Raw genomic sequence first — 25,130 nt, forward strand, 5'->3', positions numbered from 1 at the left:
TTAATAACAGAACCGTTTTTTCCTATTGTTCCGAAAACAATTTGATTCCTTTGACAATGTTCCAAATGAAAAAATAGATCGCCACAAGGAATGTAACAGCATACGTCGCAAGCAGGAAAGGCCCGGCGTGCCTGATGTCATTCATACCAAGTAAACCTGAAGCGATGATGCCAATCCCAAAAATCAAATAAGGAATCAGATGCGTCCACAAAGATTTTTTCGCATGATATTTCACATCGTCCTGGCCTAAGAAATAGACGATAATCGGAAACAGAAACGGCGCAAAAAATATACTGAAGTAACATAATGAAGACAACATTTTATTTTCTCTCAAACCTTTTCACCTCTATGATTTATTGAAGGGGGAATTCTTCTGGCTGAATCCCTCACTGAAGTACAATCTTATTGTACAACTCCAACCTTAACCCGTATTAATCCGAACCTTACATCAACCTTAAATTAACAAGGACGGGCAAGGACTCGTCTTCTTACAGCAATCATAAGATTCAATGCCATATTGAGACTCATCACATTCAGCGTGTCTACGTTGGAAATACATTTAATTTTTCGATTCGATTGAAAAATGACGTGTAAAGTCCCGATTCAGTCCGGTTTTCTTTGTTCTATATGTGTCAGGTGTGTCTTATTCAATAGAGATAGAGCAAATTGACAGGCTTTTACACCTCCCAAAAACAAGAAAATAGATTGATAGACAATCATGAGAAAGATTTTTACAATGAGTTCGAGCTCATAAGAAAGAGCCAAAATGATGCGAAGGAGGAAAAGATCAGATATGAAACGGGCAATTTCTATTTTTATTACGTGTTTATTGATTGCGGTATTGACAATGGGCGGCTTGCTGCCTTCGCCGGCATCAGCAGCAGAGACAAAAACGCCAGTAGCCAAGAATGGTCAGCTTAGCATAAAAGGTACACAACTTGTAAACCGAGACGGCAAAGCGGTACAACTGAAAGGGATCAGTTCACATGGATTGCAATGGTATGGCGATTTCGTCAATAAAGACAGCTTAAAATGGCTGAGAGACGATTGGGGCATAACCGTTTTCCGCGCGGCGATGTATACGGCAGATGGCGGTTATATTGACAACCCGTCCGTGAAAAATAAAGTAAAAGAAGCGGTTGAAGCGGCAAAAGAACTTGGGATATATGTCATCATTGACTGGCATATTTTAAATGACGGCAACCCAAACCAAAATAAAGAGAAGGCAAAAGAATTTTTCAAGGAGATGTCAAGTCTTTACGGAAACACGCCAAACGTCATTTATGAAATTGCAAACGAACCAAACGGTGACGTGAACTGGAAGCGTGATATTAAACCGTATGCGGAAGAAGTGATTTCCGTTATCCGCAAAAATGATCCAGACAACATCATCATTGTCGGCACCGGTACATGGAGCCAAGATGTGAATGATGCAGCCGATGATCAGCTAAAAGATGCAAACGTCATGTACGCGCTTCATTTTTATGCCGGCACACATGGCCAATCTTTACGGGATAAAGCAAACTATGCACTCAGTAAAGGAGCGCCTATTTTCGTGACGGAATGGGGAACAAGCGACGCGTCTGGAAATGGCGGTGTATTCCTTGACCAGTCGCGGGAATGGCTGAATTATCTCGACAGTAAGAACATCAGCTGGGTGAACTGGAATCTTTCTGATAAGCAGGAATCATCTTCGGCTTTAAAGCCGGGAGCATCTAAAACAGGCGGCTGGCCGCTTACAGATTTAACTGCTTCAGGAACATTCGTAAGAGAAAACATTCGCGGCACTAAAGATTCGACGAAGGACGTCCCTGAAACGCCAGCACAAGATAACCCCGCACAGGAAAAAGGCGTTTCTGTACAATACAAAGCAGGGGATGGGCGTGTGAACAGCAATCAAATCCGCCCGCAGCTTCACATAAAAAATAACGGCAATGCGACGGTTGATTTAAAAGATGTCACTGCCCGTTACTGGTATAACGTGAAAAACAAAGGCCAAAACTTTGACTGTGACTACGCGCAGATGGGATGCGGCAATCTGACCCACAAGTTTGTGACGCTGCATAAACCTAAGCAAGGTGCAGATACCTATCTGGAACTGGGGTTTAAAACAGGAACGCTGTCACCGGGAGCAAGCACAGGGAATATTCAGCTTCGTCTTCACAATGATGACTGGAGCAATTATGCACAAAGCGGCGATTATTCCTTTTTCCAATCAAATACGTTTAAAACAACGAAAAAAATCACATTATATCATCAAGGAAAACTGATTTGGGGAACAGAACCCAATTAGTTAAGCTTTAGGCGGACATCAGCAACGATGTCCGCTTTTGTCATCTTAAACAGCAATACAAGGAGGTTTACGTAGCGGATGAAACTCTGAAACAGTATTTGGGCCTGTACAAATGTTGTTAGCAATCTCAAGAAAGCCAAGGAGTAGCTATGATTCACTGAACATATGATGTAATCGTTTCACAGTTTTGAAAAGCGTTTATAGCGCAATGTGTGTATTTCACATCCGCCACTTTTATTACGTAAGGGGGAACAAGAGAATGAAAAAGTATGACGCATTTCCAGAGCCAATTGGCGGCTATACTGTCGGCCGAACCCAGATGGATTTTGAGTACACGGCATCAGATCATACAAAAAGAGAACTGACGGCGTTTGTGTACTATCCGTCCGACAGCAGCGAAGGGAAGACTACATCAGCGTACATGTTTCCTGAAGTCTGCGAAATGCTTGATGAGCAGCCGCTTCTCACTGCGTTGAAGGATGCTTACTCTATAGATATCAAGACCCAATGTTACGACGACCTTGCTCTCTCCGGGAAGGAAAAACGCTATCCGGTGTTATTCTATGTTTGCGGCGGGGGCGGTTCTCCAGAATGGGGTACAGTGATCTGTACAGACTTGGCAAGCATGGGATATGTTGTAGTAAGCATCGGCCATCAAAATAGCACGATGTATAAGCGTAAAGATGGGCGCCTGTTTAATGTATCAAAGGATTTTTCGGATGTCATTATGGCGTTTTCTGAAGATCCGGAGATGCTGGCTTTGGCTGGTAAGATGGAGATACGGCCCGACGATGAAACTGCCATTGAGATGTGCCAAAACGTGCTTACACTGCCGATACTTGACAAGTTAACAGAGTATAGTGAATTACAGGCAGAAGATGTAAGGTATGTAGCCGATTATCTTGTCAAATTGGATTCTGGAGAGCTGAATTCCATCTTTAAGGGCAGATTGTTGCTTGATATCGGCATGGGCATAGTCGGACATTCTTATGGAGGGCCTACGACGGCGATTGTTTGCCGGGACGACGAACGGTTCGCCTGCGGGATTGGCTTGGATAGCGGAGCGTTCGGCCTTCAGGGCAGCGACATTAAGAAACCCTTTTTGCTGCTGTTTTCTGAACCGAACTATAACATGAATGCGATCATTGGCGCTAACAATAGCATGGATACCTATTATTTCTCTGTTGATCGTGCTGCGCATTTAGATTACTGCGACATCGTGTTTACCAGTGTGAATAAGGAACTTAGAGGCGAACGGGATGCCATGGAGATGCGAAATCTTGTTACAGACTATACGAAGAACTTTTTTGATCATTACATACTGCAGAAGGCTGCAAGTATGGAAAGTCTGGCATACGATGGCGTGGACTTGATTAAGAAGACCAGCAACAAGTGACATAACCGATTAAAATACTCAAACTGAAAAACCTTTATGACCAATTTAATTTATTAAGGACGTAGAGGTTTTTTAATATTACCTTACAAAAAGGGGATGTTCTTAGAATATGGATCCACTTTTATATTCTCTACATAATTTCTAGTTTACATAATATATATTCTAGGAAGTAAAATCTTCAATGAAAATTCTGTCTCGTTATCTTAAGTATACTTAGTTGGTGAGACAGAATTAAAAAAATCAGATGTATTACGATTTATAATTAACCTTGAACATAACACCATCTTTAATAATCACCTCGCACTTTACTTCGTCTACATCAGTTTTGCCATTGGATAATCTTGTGTACACATAAACCCAATTTTCACCGTCTCTTTTGAAGTAATCAAAATCGTAAGCATTCGGATATTTATCTCTTACCCAAATTAATCCTGGCAGAGTCTCCGCCATTGCTGGTGATCCAGATACTAGCAAGGACCCACCAGTGCTGTAGCTCCTGCTATCTTCTTGAATTTACTTTTTAACATTTTTATTGCCCCCTTTTGATTTGTTGCCTGCTGCTTACTCACTTAGCAGGCAATCTGATTTTATCACCTTGCAAGAGGGAAATTTGTCATATTTTGTAGATAAGAGTATTACTTTCGGAAAAAATACAAAATTATGTCAATTATTTTCCATTCTTGAATTCTGAAACTTTTCGGAGGGCTTCTGATAGCGATCCTCTTTGCAAATGTGCTTACATAAAAAAAACCGGCGTGTTGGCCGGTCCTTTCTTCTAGACAACATGTACCCTTCTTGATTACTCGTGAGGAAGCATTAAAGCCTTTATTAAGCCTCGTAATTTCTGCTGTTTGAACCTAAATTCCTAAAGAGTAAAGAAGAAAGCAGAGCTAACACAAAATAAACAACAACGAATCCACCCCAAAAGAAGATAGCCTGATCAAATGGGAAGCCAAACACTCTAAAAATTATTCTGTGTACCACTCCGGCAATAATGACCAGGATGCTTGCTGATAACGCAAAAGTAATGTGTTTCAATTTAAACCTCTCCTTATGAAAGATTAATAACTCTGTCAGACCCATTGGCGATTTCTTGATCGTGAGTAACACAAATAATTGTTTTCCCCATATCTTTTAACTGATGGAATAAAGACAAGATAATGTTTTTGTTATATTCGTCTAAGTTTCCTGTCGGTTCATCAGCCAGGATAATATCACAAGGCTTCAAAATAATTCTTGCAATGGCCACACGTTGTTGCTCTCCGCCACTCAGTTGATAAACCTTTTTCTTTAAAAAGCTTTTATCCAGACCAACCATTTCTAAAGCTTCTGTCAACTTTTCTTTCTTAAAGTCTTTTGCATAAGCCGTCGAAAGCAGTAAGTTTGTTAATACTGTTTCATTGTCCATAAGCACGTAATTTTGAAAGATATACCCTAAGTTCTCTCTCCGCAGTTTCATCACGTCGTTAGATTTAGGATTTCGAAAACCTAAAATTTCAATATCTCCTGAGTGTGGAGTATCAAGAAGGCCTATTATATTTAGAAGGGTTGTCTTCCCTGAACCGCTCTTACCAACAATTGAAACAAATTCATTTTCTTTTATCTGAAGAGAGAAATTCGACAGAACAGGTTTTTCATTAAACGTCTTTGATATGTTGTTGAGTGTAATCATATTCTATCTCCTTTTAAGATCTTATGCATGTTTTTCTTGTTTAAATAGACACTCAGGAAATAAAGAATAAGCAGCTCGATTACAATAAACAGCCCAACAAAAATTGTTAATTCAAAGATTCTATAATATATACTGATACCTAAACCAATAAGGCAATTGGATAGAAGAGAAAAGATGATTAAATTTTTATTTCTGGCCCAATATGAATATCCAAAAAGCTCTTTAAGGTACAGCCGATATGCATTCGCGCTGTAATACGACCAAATATAAGCAACAAGAAAGGCGATGGAGAGGATAACTGTTATTGTTAGTCCAATTAAATTCTGCAAGAATTGATTCTGAATTCTTGCTATACCGTCGCTTAGTTCTTGATAAACCGAAATTGATGAATCAATTAGATCTCTCGTATTGGTCTTCTCCAAATAAGGAACTATGCGGTCATACGCCATGCCTTTTGAAGAATCTGAAAAGAATAAACTTGAGGTTGAGTAAGCACCTATAACAGATGGATCAACGTTGTCCGTGAAAATTGCAGCTATTGGATCAACAATGTTATTTTTATTGCCGGCATCCCCAAACTCACTATTAAAGGTGAAATACTCCTGCCTATTTTTAGTATAAATGATGTTGATTTTCAATTCATCTTTTTTAAGGGTGTTTAAAGGTTGATTCATCTCCTTGTTATACATATTATCTAATTCAACTTTGTCAAAGAAAAACTGATCCCTGTATGTAGCTATTATTTTTTCTTTAAATTTTCATACTTTTGTGGAACAAGCAGGTTCAATGTATTTGAATCAACCCTTAATTGCTTTTGGCTTATGGCTTCCCCATTAGCGCCGATAATGGGATTCACCTTTAAATAATTAGGGCTGATTGTAATACTTCGTCCAGAAGGAGAGTAAATTTCATTTTTCTTTGTCGTATTTAAGGTGTAAAAATAAACAGGTTTTTTTCCGTCTTTCCTTAGTACAGCATAGTTATGTGCATCAATGACGAACGCATTTTTATGCTTCTCTAATTGATGATACAACGCGCGAACTCTAACATTTTTCTCCCTGTCTAATTTTAAATCACTATAGTCTATCCCGGTATTTGCAAAGCTTGTCTTATAAGTGTTTTGTGTCTTTTTCCAGTACGATTGATTATCAAGCTGCTGTTTGAGATCGAATACGTTAGAAAGTGAAAACGCAACAATATTGAAGAGCAATATCGTGACAACAATTTTAAAGCCTACAGATAACCATTGGAATTTTTTAATCGGTGTGCTGCCTTTGATCGAGCCACTAATGTCGCTGTTGTTATACAAGACGAGGGTAACCATGATGGTGTATACCATCATGATAAGCGCACCAATCACCGCGTTTCTAATATAAATTCTAAGATATGCAGCCAGCCAGTCATTTAAATTGAAAGAAAAAGCTAGTAAAGCTACAATAATTGCACCGCAAAATATGATTATAATTAGAGGCTTCAAAAACATTGCTGGGTAAGAAAGCAGTGTTTTAACTTTGGAATACCCCCATAACTTTTGCAGCAGAAGCCGTTTGCGATTTTTAATTACAAAATAAAGGACACCAATAAACAAAATCAGCATAGAAAGCAACACTAGCATAAGCAAAGTTTTGTTAAACATAAAAGCAGTATTCTCAGTGATGTTTTCAAAACTTACTTCACCATAGTCAGCAAAAAAGGTTTTGTGCTTTCTCCAATACCTTGTCATCGTTAGATGAAATATAAAATTTGCTTCCTATGCCTATATTCTTTATTTGGTTAAAATCAAAATATCTGATTTTCCATGTCGAGAGTGGAAAAGAAATGCTGCCGATCATCTTCTGATTTGAATGATCTCTTAGAAAATTTGACACAAGCTTATTGCCGTTATATATTGATGGTTCATTTTTAGGATTTGTAGAATAGATGTTTAAGCTCTTCTCATCTAAGAAATTGTATTGAGAAATGTTCACTTTGTTTTCTTTGGAGAAGGCGACCAATCTCTTTACAAAGTCCTCACTTTTAAATTCTGAAGTATAATTGATTATCAATGCTTCTTTATTTGAGAATAAAGTGTAATAGATTTGTTTGTTAAGAGTGTAATGATAGCTTGACATATTCATTGAGAGCAAAACCAGAATGAACAATATGTAGATTGTTTTCTTCATTGGACAGCCTCCATAAAAAGAAATCCGGTGCTGTCTTGTATTCAAGTTTGACCACACCGGAAGAAAAATTTAAAAATCACTTTGCTATCGTTTTCTTTATTTTGTATCCCAAAAAGCCTTGTTTCCAAAAAGGGTTTGATACACGGAAGCGTAGGTATACCCTTCATCTTTTTTCTTCCATTCGGTTACCTGCGGAAGCATGAGTGATCCGATAATGCACAGTTAAAAATTTCAGTCCGAACAGCCACATATGATGAACGGCCTTCAGGCTTGTTTCGCTCTGGGCTGAAATAAGAAATGTCTCTGCCAGCGGAAGATGACACGTCCCCCATTTCGTCTGCAGATAAATCCCTTCATCACCCGCTCCGCTTTTTCGCCGTCTGCTTGTCAAAAGAAGATTCTGCTTACGCGCATAAGGCTTTAAAATGCCCGTCATTTGGCCGTACGGCAGCGGAAGAGAGATATTCATGTATCCTTCCCCTTTTGCCCTGTACGCTGAATACAGCGCAGTAAAAACGGTTTCCTGCTTTTCATTTGTTCTGATCCACGCACGGACATTTTTTCTGCCGTCTTTATCAGAGTCAACTCCTATAATATCACTGTGCATGATATACCAATCCGGATTCATGGACAGGTGAATCTGCCCCGCTCTTCTGCTGAACGGCTCGTACACGCGCGCGAACGGACGAAACCATCCGCTCCACGTCACTTTTGCCATGATGTCATAATCAATTGTTTTTTCATAAAAGGAAATAACGGCCGGCGCCAGTTTTTTAGTTGAAAAGTCTTCAGAATGCAGTTCTCTCATCTGATCCAGAAGGCCGGTATAATGGATGTCATTTGCTGCATGAATATCAGTCAAAAAGTCTTTGCCTATCGTTCTCTTCCCGTAAATACGGCTGAACGTTCTTTCGCTGCCCTCATCAAACGGTCTCGGATTTTCCAACCTCCACCCCGCCAAAGCCGGCAGGATAACGCCGAATGCATTGACGGCCCCGTGAATCCAAATCATCTGGCTGATCGTGAGCGTTGCCTCCTCGCGGTAGACACCGTACGAATATATCAAAGAAAAAGCAATTGTGATCATTAACACAGCCGAAGAACTCCTGATCAAGATCCTGCCTGTTTTCGTAACAAACGGCGCCGTAAAGACGAGATATGCATTTACATACAGACCCGCCAGATACAGAGCGACAGCAATCACATCAAGTGTCTTTGAAAATGTAATCCCCAAGGCAATAAGGATCGGCGAAATCAAAATAATGACCGTGCTCCATCTGTAAAGAACCCGTTTCTCCCGTATGATCCTGCCGAGCAATCCGTTAAAGATCGGAATGAGAAAAGCGGAATAGTGAAAGTGCACCGCCGTCAGCAGAACGATAAGCGGGCCGAAATTCATGACGGGAATCTCAAGGACATATGCGAAGAACCAGAATCCGCCCCCGGCCAAATAAATGAAACCCGCCATAACAGACATCTCTTCTGTTCTGTGAATATTTGTTTTCATCAGCCGCCGGACAGCATACAGTGCCAGCCCAACCGTATAAATGAGCCACACAACGGCAAAAAAACTGAAGTCTGTGACAAGCGCAAGCACCGCACATAAAGCGGCAACAGGATAACTCCGTAATAACACATTCTCTAAGGTCTTTGACGGTCGAAAAGCAAAATCGAATACAGCGGGAACGAAAAAAAGTACGGAAAATAAAACAAACATCTCAGCAGCTGATATATACGGAGCTTCAGCCGCCGCAAATCCCAAAAAGCAAATCACGCTTACCATGAGATGACGCTTCAGCATGTTTCTCCCTCTGTTTCCCGGAAAGTCCCCCGGTAAGAGAAAAGCGTGCCGAGTATCCGGTTTTTTACATGAACCTTTATGCTGAAGCAATTCATTTCCTCATCATAAGCCTCATAAACGGTTGAACTGCCGCACAGCCATGCCGGAAGCGGGATTTTCTTTCCGACTATCAGGAGCCACTGCCTTCCGGATGTAATAACAAGCCCTCCGTCTGAAGACGCTTCTAAATGCAGTTCAGACAGTAGGATGCGGGGTTTGCCGAAGTAATCAAGAATTCTGTTTTCCCGCTCATCATACTCCATGACCGCATCAAAAAAACGCGGTTTGCTTTTAAAGAAAAAGGTACGATTCCATTCCACGCCATTTTGCCTGTTTTTGTTTTCGATAGTGAAAGGGATATCGTTTCCCCTCTCTGAGAAAAAACATCTGAAAAAAACACCTGTCTTTAAAAGCATTCTGACAAGAAAAGAACCTCCCTTTATTTCTGACATAACGCCTTCTCCGCAAAACGTGCGTGATCCGTCAAATCTGTACCGTTTCTGCAGCATCGGGTGCAGTGATTGATAATGAGTAATCGCTTTTTCATACATTGAATCCGTCATTTCACTTCTCTCTTTCGTTTTGTATGCCAGGCGCTCGGCAGCTTGAGCTTAAGAATCATTGCGGCTATCGTAAGCATTCCTAATGAGATCACGAATCCGCCGCCCGAATATAGCAGTGCCGTTACACAAAAGAAGACTGACTGCCCGGTGTGAATCAGCCACTTTCTCCGCATGGGAAGCAGCCATAATACCCCTAACCCTGTCTCCAGCGCTCCCCTCACGATCTCTGCATCGGCACAGCCATCATGAAAGCCTTGAAAAAACCAATACAGACTGAATACGAGACACATAAAGACATAGACAAACCCGAAACGGACTGATATCTTCGGATGTCTGTTTTGTTCTATCCAAAGCCGCAACGCATCAAAGCTCCATGCGGTAGCCCAGCTTAGCAGAGGACGAAATAAAAACCGGTCTATCCAACTTCCCGGCAGACCGCGGGCCGTTTCATATTGATATTGAGTCAAAAATGCGGTTTGTCCGTTATCCCGCTCTATATACTTCCAGTAGCCCCTGCCTTCTTTTATAAGTGACAGCGGATGATCAGAGGCAAAAGCGAGCGAAGACACTCTTTCTGACGAGCGAGACCTTATGTCACCTATTGATTCGCCCGTGCCGGATACCTTCAGCCCAAAACCGATTCGTGTTTCATATAGAAATCTCTGCGGTTCATCTGGCAGCCTATGAAGATATGTAATGTCAGAAAAACGCAGATCCCATTCTTTATGAAGATGCGGGTTTTGCGTATATTCCCAAAGCGTTTCTATATCAGATGCAATATTGATTTCGACATATATCGGCTTCTGTTTCATGCCCCCTCCTCTTCCCTTCTTTTGTAAACAATTCCTATATTATCATAGGAACAGATCAAGCGGCAGAACGAAAAGGCCATCCCGTTATCGGCAGGACAGCCTCAGTGGCTTTGATGACTTATGAATAAGGTATCGTGTCTTTTTTATCTTCAGAAGCGGTTTGAATGATAATCGGGCGCACAAAACGGATTACCGCAGCCGAGGCCAAAGCGGCTAATCCGCCTGCAAGCAAAAACGCCCCGGAGAATGATCCGCTTTTGTCCGCGATAAAGCCGGTTAAAGCAGGCCCGATAATACCGGCCGTGTTTGCAAGAAAATGCATAAAGCCGCCGACTGATCCGACATTCCTTTGATCAACCACATCATGAATCACCGCCCAATAGATAGAGCCCGTTATATATAAAAAGAAGACTGATAAAGCAACGAGAATAACGGCACTTACGGTAGTGGTAACAAGTCCGGCAAATCCGATCAGTACAGCGGAAGCGAACAAACAAGTGACAAGAATGACTTTCCGTGAGAACAAAACCCCTTTTCCGGCGGTTTTTTTGAATACATAATCAGAAATCATTCCGCCTGCCGCCAAACCGATAAATCCAAGAATCCAGGGAATAACAGTCACCACGCTCATAAATTCAACACTTAAACCGCGTTCTTTCACCAGATAGCTCGGAAACCATGTTAAGAAGAAAAATAAGATGTAATTGTAGGCGAAAAAGGCAAAAGCTGTGAAGAGAACCGTTTTTTGTTTCAAATAAAAGGTCATCGGGATATGCTGCTCATGCGGTTGAATCTCCGCTTTCATTGCCGGGGCGTCTTCCGTCGGCGCCGGCCGTTCTTTGACAAATTTAAACCAGATGACCGCCCAGACTAAACCGATGATCATGATCAGGACAAAGGAAACTTTCCAGCTGAACGCCACAGCAATCATCCCGACAATCGGGCCGGAAATCGCCCCGCCGAGCGGCGTTCCGCTGTTTGTCAGGCCGATGACCGTGGCGCGCTGAGACGGAGGAAACCAATTGTTGACCATTTTGCTTATGGCAGCCGACAGCGGCCCCTCTCCCATACCGAATAAAACACGGATAATCAAAAGACTTACAAATCCGAAAGCAAGCGCAACCGCTCCGCTGAAAAGAGACCAAACGATCATCGCCGTACACAATGTCAATTTAGCCCCGTACCGGTCAGATGCAACACCGCCGAGAAAGTTAAACACAGCGTATCCGACAGAAAAACTGCTGAAAATCAGCCCCATTTGGGTTGCCGACAATGTGAGATCCTGCTGTATGAACGGCGCTGCAATAGACAGCGCTGAGCGGTCTAAATAGTTAATCACCCCGGCTGAAAATAAAAGAAGAAGAATAGGGAATCTATCTTTTGAGAACATAAAAAAATCCCCCTCTCATTTCGCAATATTCAGACATTTAAATTGCCGGAGTAAACCGGTTTATGCAATGAAACCGGTTATCCGGATTGCCTTGCGAGCAACGCCGGTTTATAGCGGTAAATCCGTTTTTCACCGCCATCTTTTTCTTGTATCTGGCGAAGAAGAAGGCTTCCCGCTTTTCGTGCCATTTCTGCCGCAGGCTGGACGATCGTCGTAATTGGAGGAGTAAAAAAACCCGCAAAAGGAACTTCATCAATTCCGATGACGGCTGCCTTATCCGGAATTGTCATATCATGCTCCTTCATATACTTCAGCACCTCAACAAGAACGATATCGTTTGCCGCCAATATCGCTTTCGGAGGCTCCTCAAGTGAGAACAGCTCTGACAAAACATTGGAAATATCAGCTGCATCGGCTGTTTTGATATATTCGTCCCGCACCATCATTCCGTGGCGGTCAAGCGCCTTCTTATACCCTTCAATCCTTTCTACCCTCGGACTGATTTCCCGAATAATAGACGTCGTAATAATCGCAATTCTCTTAATGCCGCTTTCGATAAACCGGTCAACGGCAAGACCGGCTGCATGATGGTTATCAAGCATCACTGTCGGAATCCCGAGTTCTTCAATGGTTCTGTCCATAAACACGACCGGAAACGTATCACGTTTCATCTTTTCATATAAAGAGAGATTTTCGCCCGTCGGAAAAATAATAATTCCGTCCACCTGCTTAGCCCGCAGCATTTCAATATATTTCTTTTCTTTTTCCGGTTCATCATCCGCATTGCAGACAATAATATGAAATCCTTGTTCATGAAAATAGTCTTCCACCGCCCTGATGACCTGAGTGGAAAAAGTGTGAAGAATATTAGCCACCACCACACCTACTGTAAATGTTGATTTCTGTTTTAAGCTGCGGGCGACGAAATTCGGCTGATAGTTCAGCTCTTGAATGGCCGCTTCTATTTTTTGTTTCGTTTTCTCGCTCATATAGTCATAGCGCTGATTTAAAAATTGAGATACGGTGCTTTTAGATACGTTTGCATATTTCGCCACATCAGAAATTGTAATGGTTTTCATAGACTCATCCCCGTCTGTCTTCATTTTTCACTAGTATAAGTCAGAAGTAAATGGTTTACAATCTGACAGGGACATGGATTCTGTCACACTCCGGAATAAGCCATAAAACCTCCGTCGACGGGAACGGTGACCCCGGTGACGAAGCCTGAGCATGAATCATCCGAAAACCACAGGAGCGTTCCCAGAAGGTCTTCCGGTTTCCCGAAACGTTTCATCGGTGTATGTGCCATAATCTTATTGGATCGGTCTGTCAGACTTCCATCTTCCTGTAATAACAACCCACGGTTTTGCGCTGTCAAAAAGAAACCCGGAGCGATGGCATTCACCCGCAGCCCTTTTTTTGCGAAATGAACAGCCATCCACATCGTAAAATTCTGAATCGCCGCCTTGGCCGCGCTGTAGGCGGGCACCTTTGTCATCGGTGTATACGCACTCATAGAAGAAATATTAATAATCGCGGGACATTCCGCCTTCAAAAGGTCTTTTCCAAACACTTGCGATGCCAGAAATGCACCGGTAAAGTTGGTTGAAAATACGCTGGAAAACCCCGTTTCGTCCATATCAAAAAATGATGTGCCCTGCTCATCCTCTTCATACGTCTCGCTGGCAGTGATCGCATCAGGGTGGTTTCCCCCGGCTCCGTTAATTAAAAGATTGACAGAACCGAACCGGCTGATAATCTCGTCTTTTGCCTTTTCGAGCGAATCACGGGCTGAAACATCAGCCGGTACAGAAATCGCGGTTCCTCCAGCGTCAGCAATCTCGCCCGCCGCACGCTCTGCTTTATCAGCATTCCGGCTGACGATCGCAATTTTCATCCCCTGCCGTGAAAGCTCCTTTGCCATTGCTGAACAGAGAACACCGCTCCCGCCTGTTATGACAGCGGTTCTTCCTGATAAACGTTCATGAATCGGTCTCATCCCTTCACCTCTTTCTCATGAGACGAGAACGCATCCCACAGTCCGTTCAAGTACATAATTCCTAAGGCACGATCATATAAACCATAACCCGGCCGGCATTGTTCGCCCCAGATATGACGGCCGTGATCAGGCCGTACATATCCTTTATAGCCTTGGCCGTGCAATTCTTTTACCACACCGGTAATATCAATGGACCCATCACTGGTAAGATGCGAAGTTTCCGTAAAATCACCGTTATCGCAGATTTTCACATTTCGTATATGGGCAAACGGCGCAGCTCCCGCATAGTGTTTGGCGATCTTCACCATATCATTGGCGGGATTCGCTCCCATCGAACCCGTGCACAACGTAATACAATTGGCGGGTGAATCTGAAATCTCTCGCAGCTTTTCATAACTTTTCTCACCGGTAATAATACGGGGCAGGCCAAAAATTGACCAGGGCGGATCATCCGGATGAATGGCCATTTGAATGCCGTGTTCCTCCGCTACAGGAAGGATTTCATGTAAAAAGAACTCAAGATTGGCCCAAAGCTGTTTTTCATCAACCGTTTGATAGGCCTCAAACAGTTCCTTGATCCGGGCCATTTTCTCCGGCTCCCACCCGGGAAGCGTCAAATCAGAAGATTCTTCAACCGTGCGGATGAGTTCCTCCGGAGGGAGACTTTCCACTTTCGCTTTTTCAAAAAACAAAGCGGTTGACCCATCCTCCAGCGCGCGGAACATATCGGTACGCGTCCAGTCAAATATCGGCATGAAATTGTAACAGATGACTTTCACGCCGAATTCGGACAGATTGCGAATGGTCTGTTTATAGTGCTCAATATATTGTCCGCGTTCTTCATGACCGAGTTTAATGGCTTCATGAACATTCACGCTTTCCACGATCTCTGCATGAAACCCATAGGATTGAATGTTTCTGACTTCCGCTTCAATGTCCTCCTTTTCCCATACTTCGCCCGCGGGCTTCTGGTGAAGAGCCCAGACGATGCCTTTGACCCCGGGAATTTGTCTGACATGTTCAAGAGTCACCGTATCATTACCTTGGCCGTACCAGCGAAACGTGATATTCATGTTACACCCCCGTATATTCGTTTTTTCGGCAGACGTATTCTTTGCTGAGGGATACGGCAGCTTCATAGCCGCCCTTTTGATATGCTTTTGTCAAGTCGCTTCCCACACCGACCGCGACCGCTCCGGCAGAGAGCCAGTCATTCATGCTGTTTAATGAGATACCCCCGGTCGGCATAATGCGGACATTCGGCAGAGGACCGTTGACCGACTTGATAAATGAAGGGTCAAACGAATTAGCGGGGAACAGCTTTACCACATCACATCCGGCTTCAAGGGCCAAAGCCATATCAGACACACTCATGCATCCCGGAAGATACGGTACGCTGTACTGGTTGCATAGAGATGCTATCTCTTTTACAAAATGAGAGCTGACGATAAATGAGGCGCCTGATAAAATGGCGTGTCTCGCCGTTTCTGTATCCATTACAGAACCGGCTCCAAGAAGAATATCTTGATGCCGGAGTTCCTTAAAGACATCTTCCACTTCAGGAGTTGTGTATGTAAGCTCAATGGCGCTGATACCTCCTGAAATGGCCGCTTTTGAAACTTCAAGCGCCTCTTGGCTGTTTTGTCCCCTTATGACAGCCACCACTTGTGCATGCAGAAGTTTTTCGTAAATGGCGTACTTAGGCAGCATTCTCGCTCCTCCTTTAATCAAACGTAATGATTGCTTTTCCCACCTTGTCCGGGTGCTGTTCGATCAACTGAAATGCTTGATGGACGTCATCTGCTGAAAATGTATGTGTAATAAGACCGCCGTGCGTTAACAGGCCTTTATTCAGTAAGTCTGTAATGTACGGAAACTGATTCGTCTGCAATCTTGAACCGGTTATCGTGACTTCCTTTTTTGTGATCGGAAGCTGAGAAATGCCGGCAGTCCTCTCATCAAAACCAAGCACAACCACATGACCGGCCGGAGACACCGCGTCAATGGACGTTTCAAACGTTGAGGGGAGACAGACGGCATCAATGACGACATTGGCGCCTTCTTTTTTTGTCCATTCGTTCACCCGCAAAACGGGATCTTCTTTTTGCGCGTTGACGGTAACGTCCGCACCGTTTTTTTCAGCGAATGCCAAGCGTTCATCATTCAAGTCGGTTATCATGACAGTAGCGCCTTTGAACTTTGCCATTTTTAATATGCAGATTCCGATCGGTCCCGCTCCCTGAATCAAAACGGTATCTTCCTTCTCGACACGGCCTCTCCAAACGGCCTGGGCGCCGATCGTATATGGTTCTGCCATGACCGCTTCCTCCCAGGCCAGATCGGGGGAAACGGCATGCAGCTGCTTTTCCGGAACCACGATATATTCCCGCATCCCGCCATCTTCATGAACGCCGAACACCGAAAGCGCTTTGCAGACGTTCGGACGTCCTTTCCGGCAGGCATAGCATGTTCCGCAATAAGATATCGGTTCAACCACTACGCGGTCACCCGGCTTGAAACGCCGGACATGAGAACCGGTATTTGCGACTTCCCCTGTAACTTCATGTCCGATTACTCTCGGCAGGGACGCTAACGGATTTGTCCCATGATAAATATGCAAATCTGATCCGCAAATTCCGACCCGCTTCACCTTGACAAGAACATCATCCGCGTGGACAACAGACGGTTTCTCACATTCCGTCACCACCAGATCAAATGCTTTCCGTACTAGAACCGCTTTCATTTTCTCACCCGCTTTTTAAGTTGTGCTTGCTACCGTTCAATCACAGTCTCTTTGTTTACAAATGACAGAACCTCTTCTAGATAGGGAAGCCCTTCATTGTCACCGGAAACTGTGGTGACGAGCGCACCGACCGCATTGGCAAACTCCAGACGTTTTTCCGGTTCAAAACCATGCAGATAACTGTACAGGTAGCCGGCATTAAAGCCGTCACCCGCTCCTACCGTGTCAACAGGCGCAACCGGGAAAGCCTCTTTGTGAATCCACTTATGATCATGATACAGCGCAGAACCTGCTTCACCGTCTTTTATGACAAGCTGACTGATTGAATAGGTCTCTGCAAACCGGGCTAATGCTTCATTTTCCCCTATACCTGTCAGCTGTTTCATTTCGTCCCGGCCCGCCAGAAGAATATCAGTATGCGGAAAGATTTGATGAAATGCCGCACGCGCCTCCTCGATCGTCCACAGCTTCAGCCTGATATTCGGATCAAAAGATACGGGAATCCCTCTTGCTTTGGCGATGGAAAGCACCCTTTCAGCAATTTCAAGATTTTTCTTATCAAGCGCGAGGAACACACCGGTAAGATGAACAATGTGAATGCCGGCAAACATATTCTCTGTTATATCTTCCGGTGCAAGAGTCAGAATTGGTGAATTGAAACGATAATAAAACGTCTTGCCTGAACCGTCATTTCTGATCTCTTTGACATTTAAAGATGTAGGAAAGCCTTCAACATAGGAGACGTCAGTCACATCAATTCCTTCTCCTTTGGCAAACTGATAAATCACTCTGCCGAACTCATCCTTCCCCAGTCTGCTGACCCACTTTGAGTGCAGATTCAATCTGGCGCATGCAATCGCAAAATTCAGTTCAGCTCCTCCTGCTTTTCGTTCAAAATGGGTAACAAAACGCAAAGGTCCTGTGCTTGCGGGATTTAAGGTGATCATCGCATCACCGATCGTAAAAATGCCATAATCAGAAGCCACATCAATACTCCTTTCTTTTAAGACTAAATCGGTTTGGTAAACCGGTTTAGTCAAACTTTATATGAAAACCCTTACACACGCAAGAGAAAAATACAATAAATTCAAAAAACTGTTTTCGGTAAAAATAACCCGGTTTTTCACATGAAAAAACCCTCACAACAAAATGTAAGGGGTTTTTGAAAATTGTATGCATGTTTCCTTAGTTAGCAGTCTTACGTTCGGGGCTTGTACCTTCTTCTTCCGCCCATGTTTCAATATGCTTGAGCTCCGGGGTATTCTCGGCTTTGAATACGGGATCAAGACCTTTTTTGCGCTGAGCGGCATAATCCTTATAGATCTTGTAGGCTACATTACTCAGCAGTAAAATTGCCACTAAGTTAATGAGAGCCAAGAGTCCCATAAACAAGTTTGCCATGTCCCAGACGATCTGGAAGTCAGCCAAACATCCGTATACCACCATCACTACGACGAATACGCGGTAAATATTAAGCCATGTTTTGCTTGTTTTAATAAATTCAATATTCGTTTCACCATAGTAATAGTTGCCGACCACAGAGCTGAATGCGAATAAAAACATCGCAATCGCAATAAATGTCGGGGCCCAGCCGCCGAGGTGGTGCTGCAATGCGGCTTGTGTCACTTGGATGCCGTCGCCTTTAGGCGTAAAGCTGTACAATAAAATGATAAAGGCAGTCGATGTACAAACAATAAATGTATCAAAAAACACGCCGAGCGTCTGAATTAATCCCTGCTTAGCCGGATGCGACACATGTGCAGCCGCTGCGGCATTCGGCGCGCTTCCCATACCCGCTTCGTTTGAAAACAGGCCGCGCTGCGCACCGATAATAATGATGCTTCCTAAGCTTCCGCCGACGATCTGTTCAAGACCGAACGCATTTTTCACAATCGTAACAAACAGCTCAGGTACCGCTGTAATATTTACAATCACGACATACAGCGCGATCAGAATATACATGCCCGCCATGACCGGAACGATTAATTGCGAAACGGAAACAACACGTTTCAGACCGCCGAATATAATGAAAGCCGTTAATACAGCTAAAATGATTGCGATAACTGTTTTATTCACATGGAATGCTTCGTCAAACGCCACAGAAATCGTATTTGACTGCACGGCGTTAAAGATAAGTCCGAAAGAAACGGTAATCAATACGGCGAATAAAATACCGAGCCAGCGGGCGCCCAGTCCCTTAGCCATGTAATATGCCGGACCGCCGCGGAATTCGTCACCGGAACGCACTTTATACAGCTGCGCCAAGGTGCTTTCCACAAAGCTGGAAGCCATACCGACAATCGCTACGATCCACATCCAAAATACTGCGCCGGGACCGCCTGTTGCAATCGCCAGCGCGACGCCGGTCAAGTTTCCGGTTCCGACACGAGAAGCGGCTGAGATAAAGAATGCCTGCATTGAAGACACTCCTTTATTCCCTTGCGGCTTCTCCCCGACGATTCTGAACATTTCAATAAAGTATTGGAATTGAATAAAGCGAAAACGGAACGTAAAGTACAATCCGATCCCGACTAAAATATAAACAAGATACTTCCAAATAAAATCATTTGGAACATTTATGATTTCACTGATGAAAGCCTCCATGTTTAACCTCCCTTTTACATATCTTTTACTGTCATTTTTGCTGCATATGTTAGATCTTTTAACACAACGAGTATTATTATATCACAACAACAGTGGTTGAGAAGTTTTTTTAAGAAAATGTTTCGGTTTCTTCATCACGTCTTTTGCTGTCATGCCCCGTTTTTTATCTTACAGCCTGAAAAATGTTGTCACGTCATAAGGAATGCGTGCATATCATAACAAATAGGTCTTTAAGAAAAAAGAGATGAAAAGATGGATGGAATGGTATATACTTAACCAGGATAATAATTTTTTAAATTTAATAAATATGTTTACTTTACATTTAAATTAGGGTATTATAATAAAAATATTCAGACTTATGAAGGGGGGAGAACATTTGAAAAAAATCTTGTTTTTAAAAGCTTCTATTTTATTTTTAGCGATTGCAAGCTTTCATTTGCTCTCCATTCCCCATGCGTTTGATACTGCTCATCATTTTAAAGCGGTAGCCGACCAGCAGGAAATGCACGAAATGAAGGCCGGCCAAAATGCTGATGATGAGAAAAAATCGCTGACGGGCTCATATATCTTGACGGCGCTTTTTGCCGCTTCTGTCTCACTGATCGTGATATCAGACAGGAGACGCCCCGCTTCCCGGAGAAGACAGCGAAAGAAAAGCTTTTTAATCGCTAAATTTTATCAGTCCTCGTATTTCGATGAGCTTCATGTTCAACATCGCCTATCTATGTAACATAAAATGAGGAGGTTGTTAAACATGTTGTTTATCTTACGAATGGTGATTTTAGGGTTGTTTTCATTCACTGCATTGAATTTATTTGTATGGCAGGGAATCGAAGTCATTCACGCTATCACTGACTTATTCGGCAGCCATGAAAGCTAAATAGTAAAACCTCCGCTCAATGAGCGGAGGTTTTTTTATTTTATTTTTACTCTTAAACATCAGACGCGGGGATACGCCATACATCTGTTACCGGCCCTGTCTCATCTTCATCGGTAAAGAAGGAGCCGTTGCTGTATCGGTCATTCGCCCGCAAGGACTTCACGGCGATTTCAATTCTCTCGCCTTTTTCTGTTTCCGCAGCGATCATGTCGGCTAAAGCGCACGCGAATACGCCGACTGCGCGATGCGGGTTCTTTTTAAGCTCACGCAGCATGATGACACCGCGCTTCGCCCTGGATGTTTTTTCGAATTCAGATAGGTTCATCCGCTTGATTGCTCCCCGCTGTGTGACAAGGACAAGCGAATCTGTCTCATGCAGGATTTGTCCTGATACGACGGTATCACCGTCTTTTACATTTATGCCCTTTACGCCGGCCGCACGGGCACCGACTACATTTACTTCATCTTCACCGAACCATAAACCGTACCCGAGGCGGGTGGCGATAAACAGCTGGCTGCCGCCGTCTGTGACATGAACATCAATCAGCTCGTCGTCCCCTTTAAGGTTAAGGGCAACAAGCGCTTTCGAGTAACGCTGCGCTTTGTAATGCGTCATTTCAGTTCTCTTCACCATGCCGTTTTTCGTCATAAACAATAAATATGAAGATGGATCAAATTCTTTTACCGGTATAGCTTTCACGATGGTTTCATCACGGTCAATCGTGATGATGTTCGTTACGTGCTGCCCCATGTCTTTCCACCTGATATCGGGAAGCTGGTGAACCGGACAATAAACATAGCTTCCCTTATTGGTAAAGAGCAGGAGAACATCCGTTGTATTCATTTCAAATTGGTGAATCAGCCTGTCAGTATCCTTCATACCGAAATCCTGGCCGTTAGAAGCGGCAAATGACCGCTGACTTGTTCGTTTTACATAGCCGTCTTTTGTGACTGTCACATATACGTCCTCAGAGGCTACCATGACTTCAAGATTGATTTTAATTTCCTCAATCTTTTCTTCAATGACAGACCGTCTGCTGTCAGCATAGGTCTTTTTCAATTTTTTCAGGCTGCTTGTAATGACTTTTAACAGCTTTTTATCATGACTTAAAATGGCTTCGAGCTCCTGAATTTTCTTGCTGAGCTCTTCCGCTTCCTCTTTTAGCGCCGTAATATCCGTGTTTGTCAGACGATACAGCTGCAAGGATACGATCGCTTCGGCCTGCGGCTCCGTAAATGTGAATTTAGACATTACGTTTTGTTTCGCATCTTTCTTGTCGCTGCTTGCCCGGATGACGGCTATGACCTCATCTAACACAGACAGTGCCTTCATCAGTCCTTCAACGATGTGGTGCCGCTCTTTTGCTTTTTGCAATTCAAAGACGGAGCGGTTTGTCACCACTTCCTTCTGGTGGGAAATATACGCATCCAGGATGGCCGTAAGACTCATCAGCATCGGCCGGCGGTTATGTATGGCGACCATATTAAAGTTATAAGTTGTCTGCAGATCAGTGTTTTTATATAAGAAATTCAAAATGCCTTTTGCATCGGCTTCTTTCTTTAACTCAACGACCACCCGAAGCCCCGTGCGGTCAGTTTCATCCCGGACTTCAGAAATGCCTTCGACTTTTTTGTCTATGCGGTATTCATCCATTTTCTTTACGAGATTGGCTTTGTTTACTTCAAACGGAATTTCTGTAATGACGATCTGCTCCCGTCCGCCTCTTACGGATTCCACTTCAGCCTTGCCGCGGATAATAATTTTGCCTTTCCCGGTTTCATAAGCCTTCCGAATGCCGTCGACTCCTTGAATAATGCCTCCTGTCGGAAAGTCAGGCCCTTTAATCACCTGCATCAAGTCATCGACGGTGCAATCCGGAGATTCAATCCGTTTAATGACGGCATCAATGACCTCACCCAGATGATGAGGGGGAATATCAGTCGCATAGCCCGCTGAAATCCCGGTTGATCCGTTGACAAGCAAGTTAGGGAACATGGCGGGCAAAACAACCGGTTCTTTACTAGTGTCATCAAAGTTCGGAACGAATTCAACCGTATTTTTATCAATGTCACGCAAAAGCTCTGATGCGATAGAAGATAATCTCGCTTCCGTATAACGCATGGCAGCCGGCGGATCACCGTCAATGCTTCCATTGTTGCCGTGCATCTCAATCAGGACATTCCGCACTTTCCAATCCTGGCTCATCCGCACCATCGCTTCATAAACGGAGCTGTCACCGTGCGGATGATAATTACCGATAACGTTTCCGACCGTTTTCGCCGCTTTACGGAAATTTTTATCGAAAGTATTTCCGTCTGCGTGCATGGCGTATAAAATTCTCCGCTGCACCGGCTTTAAACCGTCACGAGCATCAGGCAGCGCCCTGTCTTGAATAATGTATTTACTATAGCGTCCGAAACGGTCGCCGATTACTTCTTCTAACGGTAAATCATGAAATAATTCTGGCTGTGCCACTATTAAACCTCCTCAGCGACCGACAAGTTTTCATTTTCTAAAATATTGCTTTCCTCATCTAATCCGAAGGCAACATTTTTTTCAATCCATTTTCTTCTCGGTTCTACTTTGTCTCCCATTAATGTCGTTACACGGCGCTCTACCCGTGCCGCATCGTCGATCTTGACTCTGACGAGCGTTCGCGATTCGGGATTCATCGTCGTTTCCCAGAGCTGGTCTGCGTTCATTTCTCCCAGACCTTTATAGCGCTGGATGGTATACCCTTTGCCGACTTTCTTTAAAACGCCGTCCATTTCTTCGTCGGACCAAGCATATTCAATAATCTCTTTCTTACCGCTTCCTTTGCTCACTTTGTAAAGAGGCGGAAGGGCGATGAAGACTTTTCCGTGCTCGATTAAAGGTTTCATATAGCGGTAGAAAAACGTTAACAGCAAGACTTGAATGTGCGCGCCGTCGGTATCCGCGTCCGTCATGATGATGATCTTGTCATAATTGATGTCGTCTATCTCAAAATCTGCGCCGACACCGCCTCCGATCGCATGAATAATCGTATTGATTTCTTCATTTTTGAAGATGTCTGCAAGCTTTGCTTTCTCTGTGTTGATGACCTTTCCGCGAAGGGGCAGCACGGCTTGGAATTTCCGGTCTCTTCCCTGTTTTGCAGAACCTCCCGCAGAGTCTCCCTCCACAAGATACAATTCATTCTTCGCCGGATTTCTGGAACCGGCCGGTGTGAGTTTTCCGCTCAGCGTCGCTTCTGATTTTTTGCGCTTTTTGCCGCTTCTCGCTTCTTCTCTCGCTTTACGGGCCGCTTCACGGGCCTGGCTTGCTTTAATCGCTTTTTTGACAAGCAGGGTTGCTGTATCGCGGTTTTCTTCCAGGAAATAAGCAAGATTCTCGGAAATGACGGCATCCGCGGCGGATCTCGCCTCACTTGTTCCAAGCTTCCCTTTCGTCTGGCCTTCAAATTGCAGCAGTTCCTCCGGGATACGCACGGAAATGATTGCGGACAAACCTTCCCTGATATCGGCGCCTTCAAGGTTCTTGTCTTTCTCTTTTAAAAGGGCTACCTTTCGCGCATACTCGTTAAACGCTCTTGTCATTGCCGTTTTGGCTCCTGATTCGTGGGTGCCGCCGTCCTTTGTTCTGACGTTATTAACGAATGACAGCATATTTTCTGAATACCCGTCATTAAACTGAAACGCGAAATCGACTTCAATGTCATGATGCTCGCCTTCAAAGGAAACCACTTCGCATAAAGCGTCTTTTTCCTCGTTTAGATAAGCGACAAATGCTTCAATTCCGTTCTCATAATAAAATACTTCTTTTACGCCGTTCCGTTCATCAATTAATTCTATTTTCAAGCCTTTTAACAAGAAAGCCGATTCGCGCAGACGTTCTGACAGCGTGTCAAAATTATAAACCGTTGCGCTGAACATTGACGGATCAGGTTTAAAATGGGTAAGCGTTCCCGTTTTTTTGGTCGTTCCGATTTTTTCAAGTGAAGTCACGGGCTTGCCGCCGTTTTCAAACCGCTGTTTATAAACATATCCGTCACGCTCAATAGTAACTGTCAGCCACTCCGATAATGCGTTTACGACAGATGCGCCGACACCATGCAGACCGCCGCTTGTTTTATAGCCGCCCTGTCCGAATTTCCCCCCGGCATGCAGCACGGTGAAAATAACTTCCGGCGTCGGCTTTCCGAGCTTATGCATCCCGGTCGGCATTCCGCGTCCTCTGTCTTGTACGGAGATGCTGTTGTCCTTATGTATCGTTACGATAATATGATCTCCGTAGCCGGCAAGAACTTCATCGACGGAATTGTCGACGATCTCATATACCAGATGGTGCAGGCCGCGTGCGTCCGTCGAACCAATGTACATTCCCGGTCGTTTTCTGACGGCTTCCAGGCCTTCAAGCACCTGTATGGCATCTTCGTTGTAATCAAATTGCTGTTTTCTAGCCAAACGTACAAACCCCTTTCAAAAAACCTGCTCTTAATCATTCTCTTTTTTAAATGTTTTCATGTCTTTGTTTTTCAGTATGCGCAAGCTTCGGTCCAATTCTCCTCGGACTCACAATTATAACCAATATGCTTGATTTCGCAACATATTTAAGCGAATGGCTCGTTTTTTAGGCCGCAAGACATACATTCGAACGGCTTTTCATCTTTTTGGTGCCCTTTTTGGCGAATAAGAACATGAGTTCGCTTTCTATTATATAGCTTTATGCGGGCCATCGCAAACAGACTGTAAACCCCTGTATAAAGGGGTTTCTAAAAAAGCTGTTCATGCTTT

At 43.8% G+C, this 25,130-nt stretch carries 23 protein-coding genes; 4 read left to right on the forward strand and 19 right to left on the reverse strand.

Going from position 1 to position 25,130, the window contains the following annotated elements; all coding sequences use genetic code 11:
- Positions 1–22: 22 nt before the first annotated feature.
- Positions 23–334, reverse strand: coding sequence for a magnetosome magnetite crystal formation protein family (locus D5S11_RS03825; RefSeq protein ID WP_020955892.1), 312 nt, complete (start codon positions 332–334; stop codon positions 23–25).
- 459 nt (positions 335–793) lie between these two features.
- Between D5S11_RS03825 and D5S11_RS03830 the strand changes: the two genes are divergently transcribed.
- Positions 794–2,293 carry a cellulase family glycosylhydrolase gene (locus tag D5S11_RS03830; protein ID WP_020955890.1) on the forward strand — a complete coding sequence of 500 codons (1,500 nt, stop codon included), beginning with the start codon at positions 794–796 and terminating at the stop codon, positions 2,291–2,293.
- A 259-nt stretch (positions 2,294–2,552) separates the two neighbouring features.
- Entirely contained in the window at positions 2,553–3,689 is a 1,137-nt protein-coding gene (locus D5S11_RS03835; RefSeq protein ID WP_007410149.1) for an alpha/beta hydrolase, read from the forward strand.
- An 828-nt stretch (positions 3,690–4,517) separates the two neighbouring features.
- Here D5S11_RS03835 and D5S11_RS03845 read toward each other — a convergent pair.
- The 16 genes from D5S11_RS03845 to D5S11_RS03920 form a co-directional block, all read right to left on the reverse strand.
- Complete coding sequence (locus D5S11_RS03845) at positions 4,518–4,727, reverse strand: bacteriocin-like WGxF protein (RefSeq protein WP_108724943.1); 210 nt, start codon at positions 4,725–4,727, stop codon at positions 4,518–4,520.
- 13 nt (positions 4,728–4,740) lie between these two features.
- Positions 4,741–5,361, reverse strand: coding sequence for an ATP-binding cassette domain-containing protein (locus D5S11_RS03850; RefSeq protein WP_106080051.1), 621 nt, complete (start codon positions 5,359–5,361; stop codon positions 4,741–4,743).
- The gene (locus D5S11_RS03855) at positions 5,358–6,035 is read right to left on the reverse strand and encodes a DUF1430 domain-containing protein (protein WP_159082277.1); all 678 of its coding nucleotides are present in this window, start codon (positions 6,033–6,035) and stop codon (positions 5,358–5,360) included. The genes D5S11_RS03850 and D5S11_RS03855 overlap by 4 nt, the downstream gene beginning before the upstream one ends.
- A gap of 65 nt (positions 6,036–6,100) precedes the next feature.
- On the reverse strand, positions 6,101–6,997 hold the full coding sequence (locus D5S11_RS03860) for a hypothetical protein (protein ID WP_128424597.1): 897 nt from the start codon (positions 6,995–6,997) through the stop codon (positions 6,101–6,103).
- A 46-nt stretch (positions 6,998–7,043) separates the two neighbouring features.
- Positions 7,044–7,523, reverse strand: coding sequence for a hypothetical protein (locus D5S11_RS03865; RefSeq protein WP_108724946.1), 480 nt, complete (start codon positions 7,521–7,523; stop codon positions 7,044–7,046).
- 163 nt (positions 7,524–7,686) lie between these two features.
- A complete protein-coding gene (locus tag D5S11_RS03870) occupies positions 7,687–9,324 on the reverse strand; it encodes a YndJ family protein (protein ID WP_108724947.1) in 1,638 nt (545 codons plus the stop codon).
- The gene (locus D5S11_RS03875) at positions 9,318–9,926 is read right to left on the reverse strand and encodes a DUF4166 domain-containing protein (protein ID WP_007410154.1); all 609 of its coding nucleotides are present in this window, start codon (positions 9,924–9,926) and stop codon (positions 9,318–9,320) included. The genes D5S11_RS03870 and D5S11_RS03875 overlap by 7 nt, the downstream gene beginning before the upstream one ends.
- Positions 9,923–10,738 carry a hypothetical protein gene (locus D5S11_RS03880; RefSeq protein ID WP_108724948.1) on the reverse strand — a complete coding sequence of 272 codons (816 nt, stop codon included), beginning with the start codon at positions 10,736–10,738 and terminating at the stop codon, positions 9,923–9,925. Before D5S11_RS03880 ends, D5S11_RS03875 begins: the two co-directional genes overlap by 4 nt.
- A gap of 118 nt (positions 10,739–10,856) precedes the next feature.
- On the reverse strand, positions 10,857–12,128 hold the full coding sequence (locus D5S11_RS03885; RefSeq protein ID WP_108724949.1) for an MFS transporter: 1,272 nt from the start codon (positions 12,126–12,128) through the stop codon (positions 10,857–10,859).
- A gap of 77 nt (positions 12,129–12,205) precedes the next feature.
- A complete protein-coding gene (locus D5S11_RS03890) occupies positions 12,206–13,207 on the reverse strand; it encodes a substrate-binding domain-containing protein (protein ID WP_007410157.1) in 1,002 nt (333 codons plus the stop codon).
- A gap of 83 nt (positions 13,208–13,290) precedes the next feature.
- On the reverse strand, positions 13,291–14,127 hold the full coding sequence (locus D5S11_RS03895; protein ID WP_106080049.1) for an SDR family oxidoreductase: 837 nt from the start codon (positions 14,125–14,127) through the stop codon (positions 13,291–13,293).
- Positions 14,124–15,200, reverse strand: coding sequence for a mannonate dehydratase (gene uxuA / locus D5S11_RS03900; protein ID WP_106080048.1), 1,077 nt, complete (start codon positions 15,198–15,200; stop codon positions 14,124–14,126). Before uxuA ends, D5S11_RS03895 begins: the two co-directional genes overlap by 4 nt.
- Before the next feature lies 1 nt (position 15,201).
- Complete coding sequence (locus tag D5S11_RS03905) at positions 15,202–15,837, reverse strand: bifunctional 2-keto-4-hydroxyglutarate aldolase/2-keto-3-deoxy-6-phosphogluconate aldolase (RefSeq protein WP_012117658.1); 636 nt, start codon at positions 15,835–15,837, stop codon at positions 15,202–15,204.
- Between the two features lie 13 nt (positions 15,838–15,850).
- A complete protein-coding gene (locus D5S11_RS03910) occupies positions 15,851–16,870 on the reverse strand; it encodes a zinc-binding alcohol dehydrogenase family protein (RefSeq protein ID WP_007410161.1) in 1,020 nt (339 codons plus the stop codon).
- Positions 16,871–16,899: 29 nt separating this feature from the next.
- On the reverse strand, positions 16,900–17,856 hold the full coding sequence (locus tag D5S11_RS03915) for a sugar kinase (RefSeq protein WP_032871576.1): 957 nt from the start codon (positions 17,854–17,856) through the stop codon (positions 16,900–16,902).
- A 199-nt stretch (positions 17,857–18,055) separates the two neighbouring features.
- Positions 18,056–19,474: an alanine/glycine:cation symporter family protein gene (locus D5S11_RS03920; protein WP_007410311.1), complete on the reverse strand. Its 1,419-nt coding sequence runs from the start codon at positions 19,472–19,474 to the stop codon at positions 18,056–18,058.
- A 376-nt stretch (positions 19,475–19,850) separates the two neighbouring features.
- On the opposite strand from D5S11_RS03920, the gene D5S11_RS03925 reads away from it, so the two are divergent.
- Together D5S11_RS03925 and D5S11_RS20335 are read left to right on the forward strand one after the other, a co-directional pair.
- Positions 19,851–20,204, forward strand: a complete 354-nt coding sequence (locus D5S11_RS03925) for a hypothetical protein (RefSeq protein WP_003153956.1) — start codon at positions 19,851–19,853, stop codon at positions 20,202–20,204.
- A gap of 24 nt (positions 20,205–20,228) precedes the next feature.
- Entirely contained in the window at positions 20,229–20,354 is a 126-nt protein-coding gene (locus D5S11_RS20335; protein ID WP_003153957.1) for a hypothetical protein, read from the forward strand.
- 52 nt (positions 20,355–20,406) lie between these two features.
- On the opposite strand, the gene parC is transcribed toward D5S11_RS20335, so the two are convergent.
- Both parC and parE read right to left on the reverse strand, forming a co-directional pair.
- On the reverse strand, positions 20,407–22,830 hold the full coding sequence (gene parC / locus D5S11_RS03930) for a DNA topoisomerase IV subunit A (protein WP_012117653.1): 2,424 nt from the start codon (positions 22,828–22,830) through the stop codon (positions 20,407–20,409).
- Positions 22,831–22,832: 2 nt separating this feature from the next.
- Positions 22,833–24,800, reverse strand: coding sequence for a DNA topoisomerase IV subunit B (gene parE, locus D5S11_RS03935; protein WP_007611767.1), 1,968 nt, complete (start codon positions 24,798–24,800; stop codon positions 22,833–22,835).
- Positions 24,801–25,130 lie beyond the last annotated feature (330 nt).

It is taken from the genome of Bacillus sp. L75 (assembly GCF_003676355.1).
Taxonomy (GTDB): Bacteria; Bacillota; Bacilli; order Bacillales; family Bacillaceae; genus Bacillus; species Bacillus velezensis.

What these genes read in the sequence shown, in the direction of transcription:
- D5S11_RS03910 (WP_007410161.1), bottom strand. Translation starts at nt 16,870, where the DNA reads ATGAAAGCGGTTCTAGTACGGAAAGCATTTGATCTGGTGGTGACGGAA.
- D5S11_RS03855 (WP_159082277.1), bottom strand. Translation starts at nt 6,035, where the DNA reads ATGAATCAACCTTTAAACACCCTTAAAAAAGATGAATTGAAAATCAAC.
- D5S11_RS03870 (WP_108724947.1), bottom strand. Translation starts at nt 9,324, where the DNA reads ATGCTGAAGCGTCATCTCATGGTAAGCGTGATTTGCTTTTTGGGATTT.
- D5S11_RS03880 (WP_108724948.1), bottom strand. Translation starts at nt 10,738, where the DNA reads ATGAAACAGAAGCCGATATATGTCGAAATCAATATTGCATCTGATATA.
- D5S11_RS03895 (WP_106080049.1), bottom strand. Translation starts at nt 14,127, where the DNA reads ATGAGACCGATTCATGAACGTTTATCAGGAAGAACCGCTGTCATAACA.
- D5S11_RS03875 (WP_007410154.1), bottom strand. Translation starts at nt 9,926, where the DNA reads ATGACGGATTCAATGTATGAAAAAGCGATTACTCATTATCAATCACTG.
- D5S11_RS03865 (WP_108724946.1), bottom strand. Translation starts at nt 7,523, where the DNA reads ATGAAGAAAACAATCTACATATTGTTCATTCTGGTTTTGCTCTCAATG.
- D5S11_RS03835 (WP_007410149.1), top strand. Translation starts at nt 2,553, where the DNA reads ATGAAAAAGTATGACGCATTTCCAGAGCCAATTGGCGGCTATACTGTC.
- uxuA (WP_106080048.1), bottom strand. Translation starts at nt 15,200, where the DNA reads ATGAATATCACGTTTCGCTGGTACGGCCAAGGTAATGATACGGTGACT.
- D5S11_RS03830 (WP_020955890.1), top strand. Translation starts at nt 794, where the DNA reads ATGAAACGGGCAATTTCTATTTTTATTACGTGTTTATTGATTGCGGTA.
- D5S11_RS03890 (WP_007410157.1), bottom strand. Translation starts at nt 13,207, where the DNA reads ATGAAAACCATTACAATTTCTGATGTGGCGAAATATGCAAACGTATCT.
- D5S11_RS03850 (WP_106080051.1), bottom strand. Translation starts at nt 5,361, where the DNA reads ATGATTACACTCAACAACATATCAAAGACGTTTAATGAAAAACCTGTT.
- D5S11_RS03885 (WP_108724949.1), bottom strand. Translation starts at nt 12,128, where the DNA reads ATGTTCTCAAAAGATAGATTCCCTATTCTTCTTCTTTTATTTTCAGCC.
- D5S11_RS20335 (WP_003153957.1), top strand. Translation starts at nt 20,229, where the DNA reads ATGTTGTTTATCTTACGAATGGTGATTTTAGGGTTGTTTTCATTCACT.
- D5S11_RS03860 (WP_128424597.1), bottom strand. Translation starts at nt 6,997, where the DNA reads ATGTTTAACAAAACTTTGCTTATGCTAGTGTTGCTTTCTATGCTGATT.
- D5S11_RS03920 (WP_007410311.1), bottom strand. Translation starts at nt 19,474, where the DNA reads ATGGAGGCTTTCATCAGTGAAATCATAAATGTTCCAAATGATTTTATT.
- D5S11_RS03905 (WP_012117658.1), bottom strand. Translation starts at nt 15,837, where the DNA reads ATGCTGCCTAAGTACGCCATTTACGAAAAACTTCTGCATGCACAAGTG.